This window comes from Bradyrhizobium sp. AZCC 1693 (genome assembly GCF_036924745.1).
In the GTDB taxonomy this organism is placed as follows: domain Bacteria; phylum Pseudomonadota; class Alphaproteobacteria; order Rhizobiales; family Xanthobacteraceae; genus Bradyrhizobium.
Genome location: NZ_JAZHSD010000001.1, coordinates 4261414 through 4279624 on the forward strand (window position 1 = coordinate 4261414; position 18211 = coordinate 4279624).

The 18211-nt window shown below is 61.6% G+C and carries 15 protein-coding genes and 3 pseudogenes; 8 read left to right on the plus strand and 10 right to left on the minus strand.

Going from position 1 to position 18211, the window contains the following annotated elements; all coding sequences use genetic code 11:
- Positions 1 to 37: 37 nt before the first annotated feature.
- Positions 38 to 757 (plus strand): sulfite exporter TauE/SafE family protein, encoded by a 720-nt coding sequence (locus V1293_RS20380; protein ID WP_334511679.1) that lies wholly within the window; start codon positions 38 to 40, stop codon positions 755 to 757.
- A complete protein-coding gene (locus V1293_RS20385) occupies positions 754 to 2952 on the plus strand; it encodes a heavy metal translocating P-type ATPase (RefSeq protein WP_334511681.1) in 2199 nt (732 codons plus the stop codon). The genes V1293_RS20380 and V1293_RS20385 overlap by 4 nt, the downstream gene beginning before the upstream one ends.
- A gap of 131 nt (positions 2953 to 3083) precedes the next feature.
- Here the strand turns inward: V1293_RS20385 and V1293_RS20390 are convergent, their stop codons facing one another.
- The 5 genes from V1293_RS20390 to groL form a co-directional block, all read right to left on the minus strand.
- Positions 3084 to 4352, minus strand: a complete 1269-nt coding sequence (locus V1293_RS20390) for an NAD(P)/FAD-dependent oxidoreductase (protein ID WP_334511683.1) — start codon at positions 4350 to 4352, stop codon at positions 3084 to 3086.
- On the minus strand, positions 4349 to 4666 hold the full coding sequence (locus tag V1293_RS20395) for a c-type cytochrome (protein WP_334511685.1): 318 nt from the start codon (positions 4664 to 4666) through the stop codon (positions 4349 to 4351). Before V1293_RS20395 ends, V1293_RS20390 begins: the two co-directional genes overlap by 4 nt.
- A gap of 89 nt (positions 4667 to 4755) precedes the next feature.
- Positions 4756 to 5082, minus strand: coding sequence for a thiosulfate oxidation carrier complex protein SoxZ (soxZ, locus tag V1293_RS20400; protein WP_334511687.1), 327 nt, complete (start codon positions 5080 to 5082; stop codon positions 4756 to 4758).
- Between the two features lie 16 nt (positions 5083 to 5098).
- Complete coding sequence (locus tag V1293_RS20405) at positions 5099 to 5446, minus strand: thiosulfate oxidation carrier protein SoxY (RefSeq protein ID WP_334511688.1); 348 nt, start codon at positions 5444 to 5446, stop codon at positions 5099 to 5101.
- 280 nt (positions 5447 to 5726) lie between these two features.
- Positions 5727 to 7370 carry a chaperonin GroEL gene (groL, locus tag V1293_RS20410; RefSeq protein WP_334511689.1) on the minus strand — a complete coding sequence of 548 codons (1644 nt, stop codon included), beginning with the start codon at positions 7368 to 7370 and terminating at the stop codon, positions 5727 to 5729.
- A 231-nt stretch (positions 7371 to 7601) separates the two neighbouring features.
- Here groL and V1293_RS20415 point away from each other — a divergent pair, with 231 nt between their 5' ends.
- Complete coding sequence (locus tag V1293_RS20415; protein WP_334511690.1) at positions 7602 to 8546, plus strand: LysR substrate-binding domain-containing protein; 945 nt, start codon at positions 7602 to 7604, stop codon at positions 8544 to 8546.
- Positions 8547 to 8565: 19 nt separating this feature from the next.
- Here the strand turns inward: V1293_RS20415 and V1293_RS20420 are convergent.
- Together V1293_RS20420 and V1293_RS20425 are read right to left on the minus strand one after the other, a co-directional pair.
- Positions 8566 to 8798: pseudogene (locus V1293_RS20420) on the minus strand (IS630 family transposase); the annotation flags it as partial.
- Positions 8799 to 9811: 1013 nt separating this feature from the next.
- Positions 9812 to 10140, minus strand: a pseudogene (locus tag V1293_RS20425) (adenosine-specific kinase).
- 341 nt (positions 10141 to 10481) lie between these two features.
- Between V1293_RS20425 and V1293_RS20430 the strand changes: the two are divergent.
- The 5 genes and pseudogenes from V1293_RS20430 to V1293_RS20450 all read left to right on the plus strand — a co-directional run.
- A pseudogene (locus tag V1293_RS20430) lies at positions 10482 to 10841 on the plus strand (SAM-dependent chlorinase/fluorinase); the annotation flags it as partial.
- Positions 10830 to 11162 (plus strand): SAM hydroxide adenosyltransferase, encoded by a 333-nt coding sequence (locus V1293_RS20435; protein ID WP_334516811.1) that lies wholly within the window; start codon positions 10830 to 10832, stop codon positions 11160 to 11162. The pseudogene V1293_RS20430 and the gene V1293_RS20435, both read left to right, overlap by 12 nt.
- A gap of 272 nt (positions 11163 to 11434) precedes the next feature.
- Entirely contained in the window at positions 11435 to 11641 is a 207-nt protein-coding gene (locus V1293_RS20440; RefSeq protein ID WP_334511694.1) for a hypothetical protein, read from the plus strand.
- A 34-nt stretch (positions 11642 to 11675) separates the two neighbouring features.
- Positions 11676 to 12707 carry a radical SAM protein gene (locus V1293_RS20445; RefSeq protein ID WP_334516813.1) on the plus strand — a complete coding sequence of 344 codons (1032 nt, stop codon included), beginning with the start codon at positions 11676 to 11678 and terminating at the stop codon, positions 12705 to 12707.
- Between the two features lie 1033 nt (positions 12708 to 13740).
- Positions 13741 to 13959 carry a hypothetical protein gene (locus tag V1293_RS20450; RefSeq protein WP_334511696.1) on the plus strand — a complete coding sequence of 73 codons (219 nt, stop codon included), beginning with the start codon at positions 13741 to 13743 and terminating at the stop codon, positions 13957 to 13959.
- Between the two features lie 246 nt (positions 13960 to 14205).
- Here the strand turns inward: V1293_RS20450 and V1293_RS20455 are convergent, their stop codons facing one another.
- The 3 genes from V1293_RS20455 to V1293_RS20465 all read right to left on the minus strand — a co-directional run bounded on the left by V1293_RS20455 (position 14206) and on the right by V1293_RS20465 (position 17893).
- Positions 14206 to 14760, minus strand: coding sequence for a thioredoxin family protein (locus V1293_RS20455; RefSeq protein ID WP_334511698.1), 555 nt, complete (start codon positions 14758 to 14760; stop codon positions 14206 to 14208).
- Positions 14761 to 15103: 343 nt separating this feature from the next.
- Positions 15104 to 16072, minus strand: a complete 969-nt coding sequence (locus V1293_RS20460; protein WP_334511700.1) for a c-type cytochrome — start codon at positions 16070 to 16072, stop codon at positions 15104 to 15106.
- Positions 16073 to 16549: 477 nt separating this feature from the next.
- Complete coding sequence (locus V1293_RS20465) at positions 16550 to 17893, minus strand: tyrosine-type recombinase/integrase (RefSeq protein ID WP_442894259.1); 1344 nt, start codon at positions 17891 to 17893, stop codon at positions 16550 to 16552.
- Positions 17894 to 18211 lie beyond the last annotated feature (318 nt).

Genomic DNA, 18211 nt, shown 5'->3' on the forward strand with positions numbered 1-18211 from the left:
CACTGCACAAGCGTTGGATGGGCAGGGCAATCTGCCGATGACCGCCTATCTCGTGATCTTCGTCGCAGGGTTCGCCGGCAGTTTTCACTGCATCGGTATGTGCGGCGGGTTCGCTTGCGCGCTGGGCCGCGATCCGCAGGGACGCGGCGCGACAGTTCTGCGCCATCTTCTGTACAATACCGGTCGATTGACGACCTACTGCTTTCTCGGCGGACTCGCCGGCGCCATCGGCCAGGTCATATGCACGCCGCAGGGAACGACAGTCCCGCTGCTGGGCGGTCCGCTTGACACCGGTCAGCGGATTCTCGCGATCCTCGCCGGACTGCTGATGATCGCCATGGCGCTGCAGTTCTTTGGCCTGCTGCCGCGCCTGCATCGCATCACGACAGGCTCCGGCGCCAGCACCCTCGCGGCATCCCTGGGCAGCCTGTTGACGGCGCCGGGACATGCCGCCCCGCTCGCGTTTGGCGTATTCAATGGCTTCCTGCCTTGTCCGCTGGTCTACGCCTTTGCCGCCCAGGCGGCCAGCACGGCCGGAGCGTTGCCGGGCTTTCTCACCATGGCAGCGTTCGGGCTTGGGACCTTCCCCGCAATGCTTCTGATGGGCGGCGTCGGCCGAGCGCTGGCGCCGGCGTGGCGGCAGCGCGGCGTGTGGCTGGCCGGCAGTTGCATTCTGCTGCTCGGTCTCGTCACCGTTGGCCGCGGCATCCTGCCCTTCGCCGTGCACTTCGCGCATGGTTGGACAGAACCAGCATGACGGCCCAGGACCATGCGCTGTGCAGCCACTGCCTGTTACCCATCGGGCGGCGGGCGATGCGACGCACGGTGAACGGTGAGACTTGCGCATTCTGCTGCTACGGCTGCTGTATCGCCTACCAGGTCAAGCACGGCAAAACCGAGGAATGGGAGGCTGCTTGGCTGCTGATTCGGCTCGGTGTCGGCGGCTTTCTCTCCATGAATATCATGCTGTTCAGCCTGCTCCTGTACAGCGACGCCTTCAGCGGCGCGGATGCCGAGATGCTTCCCTGGATTCATCTTCTGCTCTGGCTGTTCGCAACACCCGCGGTGATCATTCTCGGCGGACCGTTTCTGCGCGAGGCGTGGCTCCACGGCATGGAGGGGCGCCTGACCTCCTCGGCACTCATCGTGCTCGGCGTCGGCGCCGCCTACCTTTATTCCGCTTTTGCCACCATCGAGGGCAGCCCGCACGTTTACTTCGATACGGCCACCATGGTGCTGATGCTGTTCACGGCGGGCTACTATCTCGACGCCGCCGGGCGTGCACGGGCGGCGCGTGACCTGCAGCCGCTCTTGGCCGCGGAAAGTGAGTGGGCCACCGTCGTCATTGGCGACGGTGAGTACCGCCGGCCGGTGCGCGAGGTTGACGCAGGTGTGCTGGTTCGAGTTCGGCCGGGCGAACGCATTCCCGTCGACGGCGTGATCATGGAGGGCGAATCGCACACCGACGAGGCCCTGATCACAGGCGAAAGCCGGCAGATCGCCAAGGGCGTCGGCTCGCATGTGATCGCCGGCAGCATCAATCTTGACGGGCCGCTCCTGATCCAAAGCAGCGGCGTGGCAAACGCGACCCGCTGGGCGCAGATTTGTCGATCGGTACGGGATGCATTGATCCGCCGCAGCCCGAGCCAGCGTCTCGCCGACAACATTGTAGGCGTCTTCGTGCCGATTATTCTCGTGCTGGGCATTGGAGCGTCGGTGTACTGGGCGCGGCACTTGCCGTTCGACCGTGCGCTACTGATCGGCCTTGCCGTACTGGTGGTGGCCTGTCCCTGCGCAGTCGGGCTGGCGGCACCGATGGCCACCTCGCTGGGCATCGGACGGCTGGCCCGACACGGCTGCCTGGTGCGCGACCCGGCCGCGCTTGAGGCGCTGGCGCGCATCCGGCTGATCGCCTTTGACAAGACCGGCACGCTTACCTCGGGTCAGGCGCGCGTTGTCGCTATCGACAGCGATGGAACCCGCGCCGATGTGGTGCTCGCGCATGCCGCCGGACTGGAACGCCATTCCGAGCACGGCTTGGCCCGCGCTATAGCTGCAGCGGCAGCTGCGCGCGGGCTCGAGCCAGTCGCCATCCACGACGTTCGAGTCCTGCCGGGACGTGGCATCCGTGGCAAGTCGGACGGTCGGATCGTGGCGGCAGGCAGCGCCGCATTGATGCGGGAGTTGGATTGGTCGCTGACGCCAAATCTGGCTGAGTGCGGGAGACGGCGTGAAGCGAGCAGCCATTCCGTGATCTATGTCGGCTGGGGCGAGCGGGCATATGCTGTGCTTTCACTTGACGATACGCCGCTGCCGGAGGCGCGCTCGACCGTCGAAGCGCTGCGCTGCCGTGGGGTGCGCGTGACGCTGTTGACCGGCGATCTTCCGGCAGCCGCAGTGCGGATTGCCGCTGCGGTCGGAATTGAGAGCGGCGATATCGAGGCGGGCCTCACACCCGAGGCCAAACGCGCGGCGCTGGAACGCCGCCGGCATGACCATGGCATGGTAGCGATGGTTGGCGACGGCCTCAATGACGCGCCGGTGTTGGCCGGAGCCGATGTCGGCATCGCCGTCGGTTCGGCGACGGACCTCGCTCGCGAGGCCGCAGCGGTCGTGCTCCCACCCGGGGGGCTACGGACGCTGCCGTGGGTGATCGACGTCGCTCGCGCCGTTCGCGCGACCATTCTCACCAACCTGGCGTGGGCGTTCGGTTATAATCTCATCGCCATTGGGCTGGCGATGGCCGGAGTCCTCCAGCCAGTGCTGGCGGCGGCAGTGATGGCCGGCTCAAGCATCATCGTCGTCCTGAATTCGCTGCGGCTGGAGCGGCTGCCCGAGCCAGCTCCATCCGCCGCCGCGGAGGGCGCCCCTCCACCTCGCAGCACCGCCGTTCCGGTCAATAGCGAAGCTCTCCAAGCGGGTCGACCCGCCTGTCCAGTGCCGCCGATTTGAAATTCCTGCCACGGTTGCGGCAAGCTCCATCTTGGGAACGTCAAACTGAAAAGCGGCACGAGAATCATGATCTTGATAGGGCGCCCTTTTCTTCCGAAGTTCGTCGCGATGTATCACGAGCTTCGGAAGCACTAGCCGAATGTGTCACGCGTAAAGGCAGAGTACCAGCTTTGCGCCTCGCGTGCGGCCCGGTGGCGGTTTTCGGCGCTTTCCTGCACCTGGCTGACGAAGTTGTCGACGATCTTGATCGTTCCGGCCGCGGGCTTGAAGCTGATAGCATTGCTCACTGCATCGTCGGGGCTAAGAAAAGTATAGCAAGTGTTGAACAAATGAGACGATTGACGCTCGGACCCGGTCAGCGCCGCGGATATGGCAAACGCGCAGGCCTTGGCTTGGCTATTCGCAACGAACGCCGATTTCGGCATGTCGCCGGCACTGCTCGCATCGCCTACCACATGAATTCCCGGCTGTAGCGTCGATTCGAACGTTATGGGATCGATCGGGCACCAGCCAGAATGATCCACGAGGCCGTTTTGCTGCGCGAACTGGCCAGCCATTTGCGGGGGTATGACATTTGCGACCGCGGCCTTGAATGTCTCGCTCGCAGTCTTGACGGATCGCTCCTTCACGTCGATGGCCTTTATTCCACCGGTGAATTGGGCAGGTAGCCACTCGATCATACCCCGATAGTGTCGCCCCCACGCATCCAGAAATAGATCCTGCGCGTTGAAGCTATCTTTCGCATCGAGAATCAGGATCCTCGAGCGCGGCTTATGCTGTTTGAAATAATAAGCAACCAGAGAGGCACGTTCGTATGGGGCGGGCGGACAGCGGAACGGGTTAGGGGGCGCGACGAGCACGAAGACGCCGCCATCCTCCATGCTTTCGAGCTGCCGTCGCAGCAGCTGCGTCTGCAGGCCTGCGTTCCAGGCATGCGGGATGACCTGCGTTGCCGCCTCGTCATACCCTGCGAGGGCCTCGTAATTGAAAGCGATGCCGGGGGCAACGACGACGCGGTCGTAAGGTAATTTTGGACCACTCTTGAGCCCGACGGTTTTTGCGACCGGATCAACCGCTGCCACGGAGTCATGAATAACATTTATGCCGTATCGTTGTGCAAGTGTCTCGTACCCATGCGTAAGCGACTCGAGCGAGCATAGCCCAGCGAGATAGAGGTTGCTGAAAAAGCAGGTCGTATAGTTCGGCTTTGGCTCAACCAGCGTGACCTCGATCGTTGGCGCGCTGACGGCCAAGTACTTGGCGGCCGTGGCACCGCCGATGCCGCCGCCGACGACGACAACCCTCGCCTTGGATTCGCTTGCAGCCAATCGAGGACCGAGCCCTGCAAGGACCATTGCTCCCGTCGAGCGGCCGAACTCTCGACGCGTCCAAGACTTCATGGCCTAACCCGCCTGTTCAGCGCTGCGAGATAGCGCGCCACCGTCGCGATTTCTTCATCACTGAGCGAGAGGGCGATGGCACGCATGATATGGCTCGGGCGCTCACGCGATCTGTACGCAAGCATTGCGCGCGTGAGCATCTCCGGACCAATGCCGAGGATCGTCGGAATACCACCATCGCCGCCGTCCAGACGATGGCAGGACGCGCACATCGCGGCGAGTTGGGCTCCACCATCGCGATCCGCTGCCTGGCTGGGATCGGCGAAAGTAATGAACGAACCTGCAGCAATGGAAGCGGCGATGATTTTGCGCATGCTGAGTCTGGCTCCATCCCCGTGTCTTCGATCGCCGATCCCTTTGCTCTTGGCGTGAAAAGGAGCATGGCAGCATTACTACAACATTATTAGGCGACAGTGAGCTGGTGCTCCAATACATAGATGCCACCGCCATCCTCCTCCCAAACGAATTCGAGCCGGCCGCTCTCTGTCGCGCGCAAGTAGAACTCGATAAAAGGATTCGTCGCCATTGCTTCGTGGAGATCGACGCTGAACACCACGACGCCATTGTGGCGGCAAGTAAACTTGTTGACGATCTTGCGCGGGATGACGTTGCCTTGGTCATCGTGCCGCAGCCCGGTCTCCATCGGATGGCTGATCAGTGTCTTCACAGGAAACACTTCACCGTTCGTGACGGCACTTGGCACTTGCACACGGGGCGCCGGAGTGAACATTCCGCACCTCCTTCCGTCACTTGCATCCGTTGGTGGCAACCTCGACCCAGGTTTCGGTCATCAGCAATGCACCGTCGTTCATCTCCGCCACCGCCAGAACGTATTGTGGTTCGGCGAGGCGAATACGCGTCGATACGCGGGGCTCGCTGCGTTGTGGGACGAAGTGGAACGTGGCGACCTCTACAAGCGGGTTTCGTGGCGCCAGTATAGAAACGTGCCTGACGTGATCGGCCTCGGTCATGGGACTATCGATCGCGAGCGTAAGCGGCACAGTGTATCCATTCGGAAAGGTCCGCGGCATCACCAGATGCAGACGATCGGATGCGGTCGGGGTTTTTCCGGTCGGTTGCTTGACGAGATCCACCGCGTAATCGTTCGGGGGCGGTGATAAGGCGAGAGCGGCGCTTGCAAAGCCAGAGCTCCCCGCAACGGCGGCGGTCAAGACGGTTCGGCGCGTAACGCCAAGTGGTTTTGTCTTCAACGCGAGATCCTCGCTATCGACAGGCGGAACTCTCCAAGCGGGCGCTCGATATTTCTGACGTCAAAAATCTTACCATGGGTGCTCTCACAAGACGACTCCTCCTCGCGGGGGGCCTGCGACCGTCAGCGCGGCCGAGGGGGCGGTGTGCGCGATCGCGATCGGCTCAGAATTCCATGTCGCCGCCATGGTGGTCGTGGTCATGGCCCGGCAAAGGTGGAGGCGGCGGCGTCGGCAGCTCGGCAACCATGGCCTCAGTGGTGATGAGCAGGCCGGCGACTGAGACCGCGTCCTGCAGCGCGGTGCGCACCACTTTGGTTGGATCGATGATACCCTTGGAGACCAGGTCGCCGTACTCGCCAGTCTGGGCATCATAACCCCAGTTGTACCGCTCCTTCTCCAGAATCTTGCCGACCACCACCGAGGCGTCGGCACCGGCGTTTAGTGCAATCTGGCGCGCTGGCCAGCTGATTGCCTTCTTGACGATGTCAACGCCGTGCTTCTGGTCCTCGTTGGCAGGCTTCACCCGGTCGAGCACCTTGGCGGCGCGCAGCAGCGCCACCCCACCGCCCGGCAAGATGCCTTCCTCGACCGCGGCGCGCGTCGCATGCATCGCGTCGTCGACGCGATCCTTGCGCTCCCTCGCGTCGATCTCGGTCGCCCCGCCAACATGGATCACTGCCACCCCGCCGGCGAGCTTGGCGAGCCGCTCCTCTAGCTTTTCGCGGTCATAGTCGGAGGTGGTCTCCGCGATATGCTTCTTGATCTGGTTGATGCGGGCCTCGATGTCCTCCTTCTTGCCGGCGCCTCCGACGATCGTGGTGCTTTCCTTGTCGATCATTACCGTTCTGGCGCGGCCGAGCATGTCGAGCGTGGCGTTCTCAAGCTTGATGCCGAGATCCTCCAGGATGGCGGTGCCACCGGTGAGGATGGCGACGTCTTGCAGCATCGCCTTGCGGCGATCGCCAAAGCTGGGCGCTTTCACCGCCGCGACTTTGAGGCCGCCGCGCAGCTTGTTCACCACGAGGGTGGCGAGTGCTTCGCCTTCGATCTCTTCGGCAATAATGAGCAGCGGCTTACCCGCCTGCGCCAGGGCTTCCAATAGCGGCAGAAGTTCCCGCAAGTCCGAGAGCTTTTTATCATACACGAGGACGTAAGGATTCTCCATCTCCACCCGCATCTTGTCGGCATTGGTGATGAAGTGGGGCGAGACATAGCCCCGATCGAACTGCATGCCCTCGACCACGTCGAGCTCAGTCTCAAGCGACTTCGCTTCTTCGGCCGTTATCACGCCCTCATTGCCTACCTTTTTCATGGCCTCGGCGAGCAACCTGCCGATTTCGGCATCGCCATTGGCGGAGATGGTGCCGACCTGCGCGATCTCGTCGTTGGAAGTTATCTTCTTCGAGTTCCTCTTGAGATCCTCGACGACAGCCTCGGCCGCAAGGTCGATGCCGCGCTTCAGGTCCATTGGATTCATGCCGGCGGCGACTGCCTTGGTGCCTTCGCGAACGAGGGAAGCCGCCAGCACGATTGCGGTGGTTGTGCCGTCACCGGCGACATAGGAGGTCTTGCTCGCGACCTCGCACACGAGCCGCGCCCCCATGTTCTCGAATTTGTTCTCGAGCTCGATATCTCCGGCGACCGTCACGCCGTCCTTGGTAATGCGGGGTGCGCCAAACGACTTTTCCATTACCACGTTGCGGCCCTTGGGCCCGAGCGTCACCTGCACCGCGTTGGCGAGAATGTCGACACCGCGCAGCATGCTTTCACGCGCCCTGCCGGAAAATGCGATTTGCTTGCCTACCATGGATGGTTCCGATTTGATCAGGCGACCTCGCGGGCGCCGCGGGCGTCTAAGTCCGAATTTGTGGTCCTCCCTTTGCTTGTCCGCACATCAGCGCCCCTCGGAGCGTGCACGTGCGGCACGCTTGCGCTGGTGATTTCAACCCACACGATTTCAAGCCGTCCAATGTTTTGAGCGAGCGGCCAAAAAGCCAATCAAATTGCTTTGCCGCGGCATTAAGAATATCTTATCGGGGTGATCACGACCCGGCAGCTATGTTATCTTGATGCGCTTGCCCGTCATCAGCATTTCGGACGAGCCGCGGCGGAGTGTTGTGTCAGCCAGCCTGCTCTTTCAATGCAGATTCACGAGCTGGAAGGGCTGCTCGGCATAGAGTTGATCGAGCGGCGCCCCGGCGCGCCGATGTTTACTGAACTTGGCATCGAGATCGCGCAACGCGCCGGAGCGATCCTCGGTGCAGTGCGCGACCTGACAGACCTGGCTCAACATGGAGCCAAGGTGTTGAGCGGAACGTTGCGCCTTGGCATCATCCCGACGCTGGCGCCGTATATCTTGCCGCGGTTGCTACCGCAACTGGAGCACGAGTATCCCGATCTGCGCCTTGATTTGGTGGAAGCACAGACCAAGGTGCTCCTCGCAGATCTCGAGCGTGGCGGTCTGGAAGTATTGTTGTTGGCGCTGCCGCTCAAGACGGCCGCGGTTGAAGTTTTCCAACTAGTGAGAGACCGCTTCCTCCTTGCTGTACCCGTCGACGACCCTCTTCCGGAAACGGCGCGCGTGACGCCCGGCGAGGTGAGGAAGCGTAAGCTCATTCTGCTGGAAGAAGGCCATTGTCTGCGGGATCAGGCGCTTGAGTACTGTGCCAAGGGGCGTTGGAATGTGGCCTCGAGCCTCAGTGCAACGAGCCTTGCAACGGTCATGCAGATGGTGGCGAGCGGATATGGCGCCACGCTAGTTCCAGAAGTCGCGGCTGATGTCGAGTTGCGCGACGACCGAGTGAAGCTCCTTCGTTTTGTCGAACCGCAACCGGGCCGCAGTATCGGGCTGGCGTGGCGCCGGACGTCTCCACGCAAGGGCGACTTCGTGGCGCTTGGTCAGATGGTGAAGAACGCGCTAAACGCACCCGCCCGGCCGCAATGTATCCGCCACGAGCGCGCCGGTCTGCGGAGGGAAATCTAGTGGTGCTAGTCACGTGAATCTAAATTTCGTCGCATAAGGTATGCTGAGCTTTGCGGCAGAAGCGCTTAACTGAAGCCAAGATTTGGTCTGCAGATTTGTCCATTTGAAGGGCTTTGGAGTTTCGTTATGCCGGTCGATGAAAGCGCGAATATCGGCCTCGAGCTGCCTGACGGAGGTATGAACACCTCTCCGGAGCCGTTTTCTGGTGGGTTCGGCGAACCAGCGTTCGACCTGATTGATCCATGACGCCGAAGCAACGCGAACCGACGCAATCGTGCCGCCCTTTCGGAAGACCAGTTCGTGCTCACACTGACCGGCCCCAAGATGATCGCGTGGCCCGACAGGTCCGCAGGCGCGCGCGGCGAACTGGCCCAACGTGCCGCACTGCAGCATTTTGTTGCTCTCGCAAACCGACCGTCCCGGCCTCCCGCCTTTTGACGGTGAGGGCTATCCTTTCTCTCTGATCGTGCTTTCGGCGAACCGCATTGGTTGGCTCCGGTGGCGGCTCCCGGGTGCAAGAAATGAGCCGCACAGCTTTCGTTGGTGATCAAATGACGCATGGCGGCCAAAAGGGTTTCGGCATGACCAAGCACGGCCGATCGGGGCACGCGACCCGATCGCCGCGTTTCCGTTTCCTGCAGAAGCTCGAAGCAGAGAAGAATGATCGCAAGGACCGCTCTCGGATCAAGGATCCGAAACGGTCCGTCGAAGAGCTATTCCATCCCCGGAAGCCGACATGAACCTGGCTATCCTTGGATGAGCTCCGGGGTGGGCATTCGGAAATTCGGCGCTTGTGCTCAGTACGCGTCCGTACGTCGCGCGACAATTAGAGACACGTTGTCTTTAGCGCCCGCCCGGAACGCCTTTGCTGCGAGTTCACGCGCAGATCGAAGAGGGTCTTTGGCCGTCCTCAACGTGTAGCTGATGATCTGATTGGCGATATCGGTGAGGCCGTCGCTGCAAAGGAGCAGGGTGTCTCCGGGTGCAAGCGGCGAGTCGACGGAGATGTGGGGTTTGATCGCTACGGGAAACGAAGAGCCGCCTAGCGCCTGAGTGAGGGCATGGGACCTGCGGCGATCGGCGCCGTCATGACCACCGGCGCGTCCATGTCGCCAGTGAGGATACGGTCACCGATCGCGATGGCGTCCTCATTGTCCTGCTGCGATCTTCGCCGCGATCCTGGCACGTGCTTCGTCGCGTTCGATGCATAGCAGCGTCAGCTGCAGGTGGTGGTGCACCCTGTCGGCTTCGGCTTCATCCAGCCACTACAGCTTGTAGCCGATCTTTCGCAGCAGGTCTTTCCGCCACGCAATGTCGGTGTCGGTTTCGACACCCAGCGGCGAGGCGCCATCCACCACGCCGAGCCGATGGCCAACGCGTTGTTGCGTGCGAGGGTGAGTGAGGTTTCGTCGTTACCCGACCAGCGCACCAGCCGCTTACCGGAGGCCTCGCAGAAGGCCAGCCCGAAGCGGATCCGTGGAACCGTGCCCACCAGCGCCTCGTGGAGGTCTTCCACGGTCGTGATGAAATGCGACTGCCCGAAGATGAAGTTGGCGTCGGCCGGCTTGACGATGGGCACCACGGTGAGTTCCATGGCAGCGCTCCTGCAGGGTGAGCTACGCGTTCCATGGTAGGCTGCCGGAAGGTGATTGCAAGCCGCCACTATCACTGGCCATAGCAGCCCAAGCGCAACGAGCGACAAGCCGAAGATGATGAGCAGACGCGAGATCGACATTGCGCCGAGCCTCCGATCACGATGGGCGAGCCGATCGAGGGAGAGCAAGCGGGATTTGGCGTGCAGCTGTGACCGCGTCCGTCGTACGGCTCGGATGGACCAGTATAGCGTTTTCGAGCGAAGTGGACACACGCACTTGGGCGAGCTGACACCATGATTGCGCTGTTCACGGATTTTGGGTTGCACGGCCCCTATACGGGCAGATGAAGGCGGTGCTGCACCAGATGGCGCCGGGCATACCCATTATCGACCTCTTCGCCGATGCGCCAGTCGGCAACCCTAAGGCATCGGCGTATCTGTTGGCGGCCTATGCCGCATGGTTTCCGGTGCGAACCGTCTTTCTCTGCGTTGTCGATCCCGGCGTCGGCGGGACGCGGCCATCCATTTTTCTCGAGGCCGACGGCCGCTGGTATATCGGTCCCGGCAACGGCTTGTTCGAGCTGATCCAGCGCAGAGCCCGAGAGACGCACAGCTGGGACATCGACTGGAAGCCGAAGCATCTCTCGGCCAGCTTTCACGGGCGCGACCTCTTCGCCCCGGTGGCAGCCATGCTGGCGCGCGGTGATCCGCCCCCCGGCCAGCCACGTCACGATGGCGCAGATCGCCGGGCAGACTGGCCGGATGACCTCTGCGAGATCGTCTACGTCGATCACTACGGCAATGCCATGACCGGGCTGAGGGCGGCTATGCTGCCGCCCGGCGCAAGGCTGACCGCGGCAGGTCGGGTTCTGGATCGCGCGAGGACCTTCAGTGATCTGCCGCCAGGCGCGGCTTTCTGGTATGAGAACTCCAACGGGTTGGCCGAACTTGCCGTCAATCAGGGGCGGGCGGACCGCGATCTCGGTCTTGCCATCGGCAGTCCGGTCGAGATCGTCGCATGAACGAAGGTCTGCCACTTTGACCCAAAGGCAACAACCGACCAAACAACGCCCTCATCCGCATCGGCCGAAGCCGCCGGAGCGCCGCGACGAGCCGCAGGTGAGTGCTAACAGGCGCCTTGCGGAGCAGACCCGCAAGATCCTGCGCAAACACTACATGAGCAAATACCGGGTGCAGTGAAATCGCGAAGACTGAACTCTAAAGCAAGCCTCCGACGGTCGCCGGCGCGCGATCGCGCTTCACCGGCCACCGCCAGGGCGCGGGAGCAGGTCTCATGAGCAATTTGACCAGACTGACAGTTTGGGACGACCCATCCATCTGCGGCGCCTTGTCTTGGTACCTGGCCGTTGCGGAGAACCGGCGACCGGCCAAGTTTCGCATTGCCGCGACGGTCGCCACGAAGCTCGATCCGGCGGCCAGCGCCGAGGATGCGCTCTGGGCGGAACTCGACCGCCTCACGCCGATATTTCTCGCGCGCTAGGAGGCGATCCAGGCGGGTCAACGGCTTGCCGCCGGTGGCGGATGGACCGAGCCTCCTGGAGCTGTGCCGTGAGCTCGCCTACCGCATGCTCGGCCACTGCAATTTCTGTCCATGGGATTGCCGCGTCGACCGCGTGGCGGGGACCAGGTTCGGCGCCTGCAAGCTCGCCGCTGGCTCACGGGTCAGCTCGTATTTCCATCACACCGGCGAGGAACTGTTCTATCGCGGCAGCGAAGGCTCGGGCACGATCTTCTTCACCTCATGCAACATGCGGTGCGCCTTCTGCCAGAACGGCGACATCAGCACCGACAAAGACAATGGCGAAGAGACGGACCCGCGTACGCTCGCGGCGATGGCCTGGACGCTGCGCCGCGAGGGTTGCCACAACATCAATTGGGTCGGCGGCGAGGTCGTCATTCACCTGCATTCCATCGTCGACGCCATCGCGTTGTTGGGCCGCGACTACACACCCACGCAGGCGGAGCAGGCGCGAGCCCGCAAAACGAAGGCTGACCGTTTTTTCTGGTTCGACGAGGTGCCCGACGCCGCTCTCTATGAGGGGGCGTTCAATGCACCGATGCTCTGGAACAGCAACTTTTTCATGACTCTCGAAAGCATGAAGATCCTGCGCGTCCTGACCGATGTGTGGCTCCCCGATTTCAAATTCGGTCCCGGCCGCTGCGCGACGACGCTGGCGAAAACGCCATGGTACTGGGAGACGGTGACGCGCAACATTGAGCTGCTCGACGAGTGGGGGGAGGATTTCTCGATCCGCCACCTGGTGATGCCCAATCACATCGCGTGCTGCACGTATCCGGTGCTGGAGTGGATTGCCGAACGCGTGCCGGCCGCGCCGGTGAACGTGATGGCGCAGTTCCATCCCGACAATTTCTGCGATCCGGCGAGCGCCAAGTACCGGGACAAATATGCGGAGATCGCCCGCCGACCGACGCACGCAGAGCTTGAGGATTCCTGGCGCCGCGCTCGCGAATTAGGCCTCAAATTCGAGACCGCTACATTCGAGCGTCGCAATGCTTTCGGCATATCGGCAATGCTCGAGATCTGATAACTCGCTGACATGCGCTTCAAATCAGCGGGTCCCAGGTTCGAGCCCTGGTGCGTTCACCGATGATTTTGCCGACTCAGCTGTCCGCCTTCGGACGGGGCTCGGTGTCCAGCCGTATAAGTACAGTGTTCCAGAGCAGGGGAGGCTTTCCTGCCTTTAGCTGGAGAGAGATCGGGGCAGTTTTGACAGTTCGGAATTGCACCATTGCTGTTGCTGATCGAGAGTGCATCGGGGTCAAAAAACGTTCGGAGTTCTTCGAAGGAGACGTCGAGAATCGAAAACCCTGGCGTTAACGGCTGGGTTTTCGATTCTCGAGTGTGGACCATCGGGACCGCAATCACGGCCGACGCTGCGATGTCGGCGGCTGCGGCGGGATCCCGATCTCTCGCTCCTGCCACACGGATCTGACGATCATAGGGCACGCACGGAATGGACGCGCAGCCGATGATGATACCCGTCGACGCGGCACCTTGCGGTCAGGTGCGGCCGTCCATCGATTTTCTGGTCGAACGCTTCGCGAGTCAGCCCGAAGGCGATCTAAAACTATCAGCCCAGGCACGTTCGGCAATCCGCGACAGTCGGCCAGGTCATGCCTGGTCCCGACTAGGAACGATCCCCCGGTCGCGGGTTTTTTTACCCATGCTATCCGCCCGGCGACTTTCTGCTTTTGACGGTCAAAGGGCGACTTTTGAGCGAACGGCCTTTCTGGCGCAAAGCGGCCATTCGGCGGGATCAGCACGTCGCGGAAGGGCCAACACCGGACATGCAGGCCGCATCGTCGACCGTGTCGAGCCGAAGACCTTAATTCCCCTTCGGAGCGCCGGGCGAAGGTCCCGGTGCATGCGGCACCATCCGTTGGGCATCGCCAGTGATTGACACCGGCTCCCGCTTCTGGTTATCGCCCCATAGCGTGGGCTGAAGTACATGGGCAATCGCGTGGGGTTGATCCTTGGGGCGGTCCAATCGCGTATCGCCCCTATTTTCATGTGTGCTACCTAGTTGGGTAGCAAAATGGTAGCAGGAAAAGCAGATCATGACTGACGATCAGGTCAATCTCGTGGTTCAGCACCTTTGCGAGCAATTGCACTTGGCGCTCCGATTGAAGGGCAGCGAGGCACATCCACCAAACGCCAAGGATATTGGATTCGATCCTGCCTCTGTAAGAACTGTGTTGCTGACCGGCTTGCGTTCGGCGGGTGTCACGATCCACCACGAGGCATCCGGGGCGAGCGAAGAGCCGCCGGGGTCCTAAACGCAAAACGCGGGACAGAAGCCCCGCCGCCAATGTCTCAGTCGGGTCATTTTCGACCGACTTAGCTGGTTATCTCACCGGTTGATGTCCGTGTTGCCCGGAAGCAGACCTGAAGCAGAAGGGGCGAATGCGCCTCCGGCAGCCGCCGCTGGGCCCTCGTGATGCCGCTAGTCAAATCGCACATGTGCAGCAAATGCTGCCGCACGCGGCGGTCTTAGGTACGAAACATGTTGACAGGGCTCGGCTTTATTCGTCCTTCCATTTGATCGAGCAGCCAATAGACGCCTTTTGGTCAGCCGGCGCCAGACCGGCGGTCGCAATCGCGCGCATGGCCTCGACAAGCTCTCGGGGCGCCCCCGCGCGAGGCGGAGTTGTGCGGCCTTCGTCGAGCCGGCCCCGATACTTGAGCTTGCGGTCGGCATTGTAACCGAAGAAGTCCGGCGTACAGACCGCCCCGTACGCCCGAGCGACTGTCTGGGTCTCGTCGTGGAGGTATGGAAACGGGAAATCATGAGCCTTCGCGAAACGCTTCATATTTTCAAATGAGTCTTCGGGATAGCTCGCCGCATCGTTCGAGCAAATCGCCGCAAAGCCTATGCTCTCCGACATCAGCACGCGGGCGTCCGAAACCATGCGGTCGATCACCGCTTTAACATAGGGACAATGGTTGCAGATGAAGACGACGACCGTGCCTTTTTCGCCCGCAACGTCGTCCAGTGCGTAATTCTTGCCGTCGGTGGCCGGAAGCCGAAACTCCGCCGCAGGCGTATCAAGAACGACTTGGGTAGCTGTTGTCGCCATATCGCACCTCCTTGTGCCCAAATATATGCTGACGACGGCCTGCCGGGGGCACAGTTTCCAAAGCCTGCTCGCCAGTCGCGTCGTTTTGGCCATACGTCAGCCATTTCCGGTCGACCCTTAACAGCCGACACTTGGACGAGCGCGGGATTTCGTCGGTGTGGGCCAGAACCGGACCTCATATGCCCTTCTATGAAGAGAGCGATGCGACACGAGCCGCCAGACTATTCAGGCTCGCCTACGGCCGGCGCCTCCCATGCCTACTCAAAGCACATTCAGGAGTTGGGGCCGACGCTCCTGAGCATGACCTTGTCCCGGTGATGGCGTGGCGCGGTTTCGTGCCCGCTCACGGATCGCGAGATGCGAGGTAAGCTACAATCGCGAGAAGGTCCTGCTCGCCGAGATTGGCTACAACTTGGGCCATTAACGGGCTCCATTCTCCCGTTCGGGCGCCGTGCTGGAAGTCATAGAGCTGCCGGAACATGTAGCTCGGTGAACGACCAGCAATGCTTGGCAGCGGTCCAAGCCCTTTCAGCTCCGCGCCATGGCACAACGCGCATTGGATCGTTTTGCCCGACCCACCTTTCAAGACTAGCGCCTCGCCTTTGGCGAGGCTCCCGATTGGCGCATACGCTGTGAAGGTCGATCGAGGGTCGCGGCTTTCGAAGCGGAGCAAATCGTCGGGGACCTCCACGATCCGCGCTCCGATCGGCTCGCGCTCGCTGGTTTCCACCGCAGCCCAAAGCACACCCGCCACATAGGCCTTTGGCGCGGTGTCGCTCTCGACGACCTTGATGCGTTTGCGCGGCTGCAAGGCCGAAAAGTAGGCTGCCGCGGCTTCGATTTCGGCGTCAGTGATCGGCTTAGAAAGCTCGATCATTAGCTTTGGCGGAATTCGCTCGGGGAGGGCTGTACCTCGCGCCCCGCTCTTGTAGTCGACCATCTGCTGGATAATGTAGCTCTTCGGCAGCCCTGCAAGGTCCGCGTTTTCCGGACCACCAGGCCCGGTGGCGCGGTGACAATATCCGCATGCGAACACACCGGGTTTGCGGCCGTTCGCGACGATGTCCGGCAGCGCGCCGTGGTCGCTGGGGTGCCAAACGGGCGCAACAAAACGATCACGCAACTGGCTCCAGGTATAGCCGGCCGTGCTGTCTGGCACGCGAACTGGCTTTCCGTCATCGATGGGAGGCTTGTAGTCGGGATTGTTCGGCGTATAGGCCCAAGCGGGAGGACCGTCTGCGGCGGTTGCCATCCGTATCGCGAGCAAGCCACAAACGATCACAGACGAGAGCAGCGCGGGAACAATCCTCATCTTCAGTTCCCCGAGTGTCCGGGCCGGCAGCTATGGGGAGCTTGCCTCACCCATGAACTCCGGGCAAGAAATTCAGCTGGACGTTTGATCTCGGCGTTGCTGTGAAGCCCCGCCGGGTTCGACGCGACCAAGGTCATTCATGACGCGAAAGTCGGTGCCGTTTACTATCCCTATTCGATCAAGCACGATACCAAGTATGTCTGGGTTGGGTCAATCGCGTCGTTCTTGCGATGTCCGGTCCTTCGTCCGCTTCGCGCGACACCGGACATCGGCGTGAACGACTGCCAGTGGCCGCGCGTCGCCGCCTCCGCGTTCAATCAGCCGGCGCGCAGGCGCCGACGCCGTGATAAATGCTCGCCTAGAGTCTTCCAGCTCGCTGATCGCAGCGGCGAAATCAGTGGCGTCCGGCGATGGAGAAGGCGATTGCCAGTCGCTTTTCATCGAGAAATCTGTATTGCCAAGCTTGGGTCTCCAGCTTCACGACTGCGCCCGGAACGCCACGATTGTGTCAACGCTGCTGGAAGGTCGGGCGCAATAGTCAGCCCAGTCCTCCATCATCCGCTTGCGCAAGTCGAAGAAAGTCGTGCGCCGATAGGCCGCGACCACTTCGTCGCTGACCTTGTGCGCGAGCGCAGCTTCGGCGATGGGATCGTCATAGCCGTGCTCTGCGGCCCAATCGCGGAACGATGACCGGAAGCCGTGCGGCACGATTTCGCGGTCGAGCTTCGGATCGATCCAGGGCCGCTCCAGCTCATTCATCCTGTCGATCACCGCAGCCATCGAGGCGTCACTCAGAGGCTTGCCCTTGCTGTTGGGGAAGATGTACCCGTTGCCATCCTTCATGGCTTCCATGCGACCGAGCACGGCGAGCGTCGCCTTGCTCAATGGCACTCTGTGTTCGGCATCGCTCTTCATGAGTGCGGCCGGAATGGTCCAGACTGATGTCTGCTGATCGATCTGGTCCCATTTTGCCGCAACTGCGTTGCCGGGCCTGACGGCCGTCAGGATTTGAAACTCAAGCGCTGCCGCAGCTACACCGTCTCGCTCGCGGAGCTTGCGCATGAAGTCGGGCAACTGCCGATAAGGCAGCGCCGGATGATTGCGGACCTTGCGAACCTTCGACGTGGCCGGGAGCAGGTTATCCAGATGTCCCTTCCAGCGTGCCGGGTTTTCCCCTTTAAACTCGCCCTTCGCCTTGGCCGCATCGATCACCTGCTCGATGCGACTGCGAATGCGGCTGGCCGTTTCGGTCTTGCTCGCCCAGATCGGCTCGATGATCCGCAGGACAAGCGTGGTATCAATCGCTCCGATGGGAAGATCACGGATCGTCTTGCAGTAGTCGTTCTTGGTCGGTTTCCCTTTCTGGTCGATGCCGAGCAACGTCATCAGCCATTGGTCGGCGTGCTTGGCATTTTTCCAGCCCGCCCGATTGGCTTTGATGAAGCGCTTGGCCGCCGCGCCGAACGTGATCGCCTTGGCCGATTCGATGCGGGCGGCGGCTTCCGCCTCGCGCTTGGCCTGGATCGGGTCAGCGCCCTTGCGGCGGACCTTGCGCGCATCAGTTGCTTTTTCGCGCGCTTCCCCGAGACTCACGTCGCGCAGTGACCCGAGGCCATGCCAGCGCGTGCGTCCATGAAGTTTGTAGCGAAACAGCCAGCTCTTGGAGCCGCCCTTCGCCACCTGGAGATACAGGCCGCCGCCATCAGCGTGCATCCCCCGCCGAGATAGTTGCTCGACCTTCTTGGCCGTGAGTTTTCCGAATCCCCGCGCCATAAACCGGCACCCGGCTACATACACTTCTACATACACTTCTACATACACTTAGGCGTGAGATTTGGCGAGACAGGATGGAATTGAATGGAACGCCAAATACAGCGCAAGCAACTGTTATTGCAAGCGTTTGCGTCAGAAATTGGGACTGGATGAAATTATCTGAAAGGAGTTTCTGGCGGAGAGAGTGGGATTCGAACCCAGGGTACGGACTACACTCCAAGATGGGCTTTTCTGCTTGCATCCGACTTCCCAATCTGGGACGGGCTGGATGGGACAGCGGGATCGAACATCCAATAGGCGATCCTTCTTACCGGCGCTGCGAAAGATGGTCTGAGCTCTCAGGCGACAAGCTGTGCGGGTTCATTC